The following is a 6,000-nucleotide window of genomic DNA, read 5'->3' on the forward strand; positions in this document are numbered from 1 at the left end:
GGAAGCATTAGCAACTCCTCGGACAACTGTCGCGGAGCAATCTCAACACGCGATCGTTTGTTAAACTTGTGCAAGCCAGGGAAAACAAACAGTATAGCTTGATTCCATGAGACAAATCATTCTCGAAAAGATTGTTTCTACCTTACAACCTTTAGATTTTGTTCTCGCTTTGTGGCAAGGAGGTTCAACAGCCCACGGATACACCGACGAGTGGTCAGACCTCGATATTGCGGTTGTGGTTGAAGATAACTGCGTGGAAGAAACATTTGAGATTGTGGAAAAAGCCCTCGCAGAAATTGGCGAAATCGAAATCAAATATCGAGTTCCCGAACCCGCTTGGCACGGTCAATCGCAGTGCTTCTGGCGGCTGAAAGAAACCCCGCCGTTCTTGCTAATTGATTTCGCCGTTTTTCGGCGCAGCAGCCGCAACGATTTTCTGGAAATAGAGAGGCACGGGAAAGTCCCGATCGCCTTTGACAAAGCTAATCTAATTGTACCGCCTCCTTTGGATCGAAGCAAACATTTATCTACAATGCAGTCGAGATTCAACGAAATTAAAATCCGTTTCGATTTGCTGCAACCTCTGGTTAAAAAAGAGATTTATCGCGGACATTTAGTAGATGCGATCGGCAACTATCACAATTGGACGCTTCTACCGTTAGTCGAACTGCTGGGCATGATTTACCGTCCCCACAGATACGACTTTGAACTAAAATATTTCAGCCGCGATTTTCCTCCCGAAATAGTCGATCGCGTCGCACCGCTTTTCTGCATTGCCAACCTTGGAGATTTGACAGCCAAACAGCAAATAGCAGAGGCTTTATTTGCAGAAAGTTTACCGCTGGTACAAGCTAATTTGTCCTCTAACAATGCCCTAACACTACCGCCATAGGCTCAAGATTTCGTACCGAAAGCGATTAATATAGTAGCATCTACCTTAAAGATTAACATCCCATGACAAAACTCAGCGTTAACATCAACAGAATCGCCCTCCTCAGAAACTCTCGAAACATCGGTATCCCCAGCGTTACGGAAGCCGCCAAAACAGTAATTGCCGCCGGAGCTCACGGCGTTACAGTCCATCCGCGCCCCGACGAAAGGCATATCAAAGCTGCCGATGTTTACGAATTAGCCAAAATGCTAACCGTTGAGTTCAACATCGAAGGAAATCCGTTTCAGCCGCCATTTATGGATATAGTTTGCGACGTAAAACCGGCTCAGTGTACCTTGGTGCCGGATGCTCCCGACGTGCTAACATCCGATAGCGGTTGGAATATTCCCGAAAATCGCGATCGGCTCTTACCAATCATTGAAAAATTAAAAGACAATGGTATCAGAGTCAGCTTATTTATGGACGCAGATGCTGCTCTCATGCCGCTAGCAAAAGAAGTTGGAGCAGACAGAGTAGAACTGTACACGGAACCCTACGCAACTGCTTTTCGCGAAGGGAGAGTTGAATCTGTTTTTCAACAATATGTTGAAGCCGCTCAAGCCGCTCAATCAGCAGGTTTAGGGGTGAATGCTGGGCATGATTTAAATTTGCAAAATTTAGCTAAATTTTGCTGTATTCCTAATATACTAGAAGTATCAATTGGTCATGCTTTAATTGCGGAAGCGCTAGAAATGGGGTTGTTCAACACAGTCCAAGCTTACCTAAAAATCCTGGCCGCTTCGTAGTACAAATTAACCTCGTATTGTAGGGCGGATTCGGTAGTGATAAACTTGTCTTTATCATTGATAATAACTAAATCCTCCCTACAAACATAGAGTATCAAAACTTACGTAAAAAAAGGTTTAACACGCTACAAATATGGTAAGATGGGGTTCGCACCGCCCTAAATAATTAGGCGATCGTCAAAAATGAAGTAACACTAGGGGTTCTCACCCCGTGGGGTGCTAGCCCTTTTCTAGTAGCAAGGCAGAGCCAGAATCCCAGACACCGCGTTTTTTGGGTGTGGGCATTTCTTTAGCAAGAACCTCGGAAAAAGTTTTAATCTCCCTATAAAAAATTACTAATATTCTGTGATGATATTATGCGTAAGGAGTATCATTAAAATGTCCCGACAAATTGAGGCTACTACTTAGCTCCCGCACTGCCAATTTGCTACCAGCAGGTTTTGTGCAAGTACGGGATATTTACGTGTATCCTATATCCTCTTGTAGCCTCTGTGCGATCGCCAGATTTAATCCGGTGAAAACAAGCAAATACAAGTAACCATATACAACTCCTTACCCCCCCCCTCGGAAGTGCGACATGAAAAAACTAATTTTACTGACTGGAATGCTACTCATGATGACGGCAAAATCAGTATTTGCCAGCCCAGTAGCCCCCAAAATTGCGCCGAGCGAGCTGATGGCTGCCTCGGAAATTACAGAAACCCTTAACAAACCCGTTACCTCTGAATCAGCTTCAAACCTCGAACCTATCAAGCGAATGTCAACCTCGGAAATCCGAGAAACCATCAACCAACCCACCACCTATATTTTTGAAGGCATCAAAGGGCGAGAACTCACTCTCTCCCTGTGGGCGGGACAACTGACAGCCGAACTGTACAGTCCCAATGGTGAAAATATGGGGGTTATTGAAAAGTCAGATAATCAGTGGATTGGCCAGTTGCCAGAGTCAGGTATCTATCGCGTGCGAGTTACCCCCAAAGGTGAAACCACCAGCTTCGTACTCGGACGCGACTTTAGCGCCAAGTGGACTTATCGGCCCGATCGCGCAATTCCCATAGCATTCAAGGAAACACAAGCCACAGTCAAACTCAAAATGTCCGGCTACCAAATCCAGCCGATCACACTTCAAGGCAAGCAGGGACAGACAATTAGGGCGAGCTCTAGCAACAAAAATCTAGATCTGGCGATCCAATCTCCGTCGGGAGCACTCCTGGATCAAGGTGAAGGTCAAACTTTTGCTCAACTCCCCGAGTCCGGTATCTACCGGGTAATCGTAGTTGCCAAGAGGCCGGTCAAGCCCTCAATCCGAGTTTCTGTGCAATAGCAAAGATTGCACAAATACTGTCGGGCGATCGAATTTGCACCGCCCAAAAAAACAGCTCGCCAATGGGGCGAGCTGTTTTGTTTTTTGCGTAAAATCAACCTTGGATCAGCGCTTCAAAACGTTCTTGTTTCCAAATGCAGCTTAAATCAGAGTCAGCTAAAGCTAGCTCTCGGTATAAATTAGGGATAAACTCAACAGCCCGCTGCAAATTGTCAAGGGCCAAATCAGCGAATCCCAGTAGCGCATAACAGCAAGCTTTATTGTAAAAAGCGTTGGCAAAATCAGGATTTATTTCTAAGACTGTTTCGTAGCAAGCAATCGCCTCAGAGTAGCAGCCTTTTCGCGCCAATTCCACACCCCGGTTGTACCAAATTAAATAATCTTCTAAGGGACGCTCAGATGTGGGAGTGAACTTGGCATTTCTCTGATTTAAACCTATTAATTTCTCCAAAGCAACTCTCCGTTCGCCCACAGCATCGGCTCTGCCAGGTTGTAGAGCGATCGATCGGCTAAAACTAGCCACTGCTTGTTTGTAAAGTCCCATAGAGTTCGCAGCTATACCGCGATTGTACCAAGCCTTCGCGTCATCAGGCTTAAACTCGATCGCCCGGTCAAAACTGTTGAGCGCCTGATAGTAAAGCTTGAGTTCCAACAGGGCATTACCTCGGTTGTACCACACCCAAGCAGCCTCCGGGTACAAATTTAAAGAGCGATCAAAACTCAGAACCGCCTTCTCGTAAAGCCCCATATCGATCAGCGTCAGTCCCCGGTTGTGCCAAATACTCGCCGCGCAAGGACTGAACTCCAGAGCCCGGTCAAAACTATTGAGAGCCTCCAACCAGCGGCCCAACTTTCCTAAAGCAATAGCCCGGTTGTGCCAGCCAAAGCTCGCATTCGGCTCCACCGCCAAGGCCTCATCAAAACTCTTCAGCGCCTCTAAGTGCCGTTCTAATTTCCCCAGAGCCATACCTCGGCCGAACCAAGCCTTATAATGATCTGATTGCAACTTCAATGCTCTGTTAAAGTTCGCCAGAGCACCATGATCATCGTTAGCTTCGAGGTGGCGCGAGCCCAGATGGTAATACCAAGCCGCTTCCAAGTTTTGAATTAAGTTCATAATATTTTGTATCTATCTTAGGGATGATTCTACATGAAACCATAGCTGGAGTAAAACTGTAATTCCACTAAAAATCTGAAAAATTTGATACAGGGCGATCGCCCGTACACTCGGCCAGTAACAACCTCAACAATTTGCGGTCGAAACTAACTATTTTCCTCTGGTAAAAAGCTCTTTTCGCTAACCGCACTCATCGTTTTTTAGAGCTGGTGCGAATCTTAACTCTGCGTGAATCACGTAACTCTTACCGCATCCCGAATTAGGTTTGCAGTTACACAAAGAGTCCTAGGGCGCCCCCAGTCTAACTGCAAATCTCCTAGTGCTAATGACTCCTATTTCTGCTTGCCCAATTCAAGCAACCACAACCGCTGTTTTAGCATTCTCACTCAACAGCAACTGGCCTGTGGCATCAATACTAAAATCTTTCCCCAGCAGAAAACCCTGGCCCATCAACCGCTGGCAAACAATCAGCGCAGTAATCCGGCGAATTTCTTCCATCACGTCAGCAGGAATCAAATAACTCAAACTCCAGATCACGGACTCGCAGTCATACCAAATCAAACGCTCAATACTGACAATCATCAAAGCAGCTAAACTGTCAACAGACACCCGCTCTCTGAGATCCGCAATCAAATCTTTACCAATTAAGCTATTGCGAGTCATCATCGCTCTAGCCATCTTCCCAATTTCTTGTTCGAGTTCTAAATGATTCATGCTTGGCACTGGCTTTTATGTTTTTAAAGCACTACTAAAAGTAAAAACAGTAGCCGCTACCAGGCTCTGCCCTAGCGTAGCTGACGCAGGCTCTACCGTAAGTCCTTTTAACAAAGTATACCTAAAGAAAGAGCAAAAATGTATCTAAAGGGAGATACCAAAATATTATTTTTTAGACATAAATTGGTAAACCAATTCCCACAAGAGTTTTTACGAGCAGCAAGTTGAGTATTTATACTTGTTAGAACCCGGAGTAAAGTCAATCGATTTTAGATTTTAGATTTTAGATTTTAGATTGAAGAATTGGAGAAAGCGATCTCACGGAGGAATGCGGGGGGTTGTACCCTGGCTGCTTTCGGTAGAAGATTGGTAAATTCGCTACATAATAAGGAAGTAATTACTTCGGAGAAAAAACAGCAATGGCTGCAAACCAGGCAGACATCGATATTGCCCCCTTGATCGACTACGGCCTGATCGACCCCACCGCTACGCCAGAGCAAGTAGAAAACTGTTGCCAACAAGCAGAGAGATTTGGCTTTGTCACAGTTTGCGTGTATCCCGCCTACGTCAGACAAGCAGTTGAGCTGCTGCACGGCAAACGTCCCAAAGTCTGTACAGTTATAGGTTTTCCCACCGGTGCTTCGACTTCAACGGTGAAAGTTTACGAAGCTCTAGAAGCAGCAGATAATGGAGCCGTAGAGTTAGATGTCTCCGTTAACTTAGGATTGTTGAAAGCTGGAAGAATCGACGAATTCCACCGGGAACTAGCCCAAATTTGTGAAGAAACCAATCTCACCATTAAAGCAATTATCGAAAGTTCGCTGCTTTCCGATGCCGAAAAACAATTAGCGGCTGAGATTTGTATGGAAGCCGGCGTCGCTTACATCAAAACCAACACTGGCTTTTTTGGCCCGGCGAAAGTTGACGATGTGCGACTGCTGAAGGAAGTTACGAAGGGAAGGATCGGGATTAAAGCGGCGGGCGGAATTCGTACTCATGAACAAGCTCTAGATTTGGTAGTAGCTGGGGCAACTCGTTTGGGGACTTCTCGCGGGCCTGAATTACTTCGCCAGCGGGATAATTTAGATAAAAGTCATTAGTCATTAGTCATTAGTCATTAGTCATTAGTCATTAGTCATTAGTCATTAGTCATTAGTCATTAGTCATT

At 45.5% G+C, this 6,000-nt stretch carries 6 protein-coding genes; 4 read left to right on the forward strand and 2 right to left on the reverse strand.

What is annotated here, in order from left to right:
- The first annotated feature begins 106 nt into the window (after nucleotides 1–106).
- The 3 genes from QUB44_RS21120 to QUB44_RS21130 all read left to right on the forward strand — a co-directional run bounded on the left by QUB44_RS21120 (nucleotide 107) and on the right by QUB44_RS21130 (nucleotide 3,001).
- Nucleotides 107–892 carry a nucleotidyltransferase domain-containing protein gene (locus QUB44_RS21120; RefSeq protein WP_333370484.1) on the forward strand — a complete coding sequence of 262 codons (786 nt, stop codon included), beginning with the start codon at nucleotides 107–109 and terminating at the stop codon, nucleotides 890–892.
- Nucleotides 893–954: 62 nt separating this feature from the next.
- Nucleotides 955–1,677, forward strand: a complete 723-nt coding sequence (locus QUB44_RS21125) for a pyridoxine 5'-phosphate synthase (RefSeq protein WP_333370486.1) — start codon at nucleotides 955–957, stop codon at nucleotides 1,675–1,677.
- A gap of 577 nt (nucleotides 1,678–2,254) precedes the next feature.
- The gene (locus tag QUB44_RS21130) at nucleotides 2,255–3,001 is read left to right on the forward strand and encodes a hypothetical protein (RefSeq protein ID WP_333370487.1); all 747 of its coding nucleotides are present in this window, start codon (nucleotides 2,255–2,257) and stop codon (nucleotides 2,999–3,001) included.
- Between the two features lie 94 nt (nucleotides 3,002–3,095).
- Here QUB44_RS21130 and QUB44_RS21135 read toward each other — a convergent pair whose 3' ends face one another.
- A complete protein-coding gene (locus QUB44_RS21135) occupies nucleotides 3,096–4,118 on the reverse strand; it encodes a tetratricopeptide repeat protein (protein WP_333168347.1) in 1,023 nt (340 codons plus the stop codon).
- Between the two features lie 351 nt (nucleotides 4,119–4,469).
- On the reverse strand, nucleotides 4,470–4,832 hold the full coding sequence (locus QUB44_RS21140) for a hypothetical protein (protein ID WP_333370489.1): 363 nt from the start codon (nucleotides 4,830–4,832) through the stop codon (nucleotides 4,470–4,472).
- Nucleotides 4,833–5,251: 419 nt separating this feature from the next.
- Between QUB44_RS21140 and deoC the strand changes: the two genes are divergently transcribed.
- Nucleotides 5,252–5,932 carry a deoxyribose-phosphate aldolase gene (deoC, locus tag QUB44_RS21145; RefSeq protein WP_333326795.1) on the forward strand — a complete coding sequence of 227 codons (681 nt, stop codon included), beginning with the start codon at nucleotides 5,252–5,254 and terminating at the stop codon, nucleotides 5,930–5,932.
- Nucleotides 5,933–6,000: the final 68 nt, after the last annotated feature.

Origin of the sequence: Microcoleus sp. AT3-D2, assembly GCF_036705715.1 — a bacterium.
GTDB lineage: Bacteria > Cyanobacteriota > Cyanobacteriia > Cyanobacteriales > Microcoleaceae > Microcoleus.

Coding starts and splice junctions, on each gene's coding strand:
- QUB44_RS21125 (WP_333370486.1), top strand. CDS start 955: ATGACAAAACTCAGCGTTAACATCAACAGAATCGCCCTCCTCAGAAAC.
- QUB44_RS21135 (WP_333168347.1), bottom strand. CDS start 4,118: ATGAACTTAATTCAAAACTTGGAAGCGGCTTGGTATTACCATCTGGGC.
- QUB44_RS21120 (WP_333370484.1), top strand. CDS start 107: ATGAGACAAATCATTCTCGAAAAGATTGTTTCTACCTTACAACCTTTA.
- deoC (WP_333326795.1), top strand. CDS start 5,252: ATGGCTGCAAACCAGGCAGACATCGATATTGCCCCCTTGATCGACTAC.
- QUB44_RS21140 (WP_333370489.1), bottom strand. CDS start 4,832: ATGAATCATTTAGAACTCGAACAAGAAATTGGGAAGATGGCTAGAGCG.
- QUB44_RS21130 (WP_333370487.1), top strand. CDS start 2,255: ATGAAAAAACTAATTTTACTGACTGGAATGCTACTCATGATGACGGCA.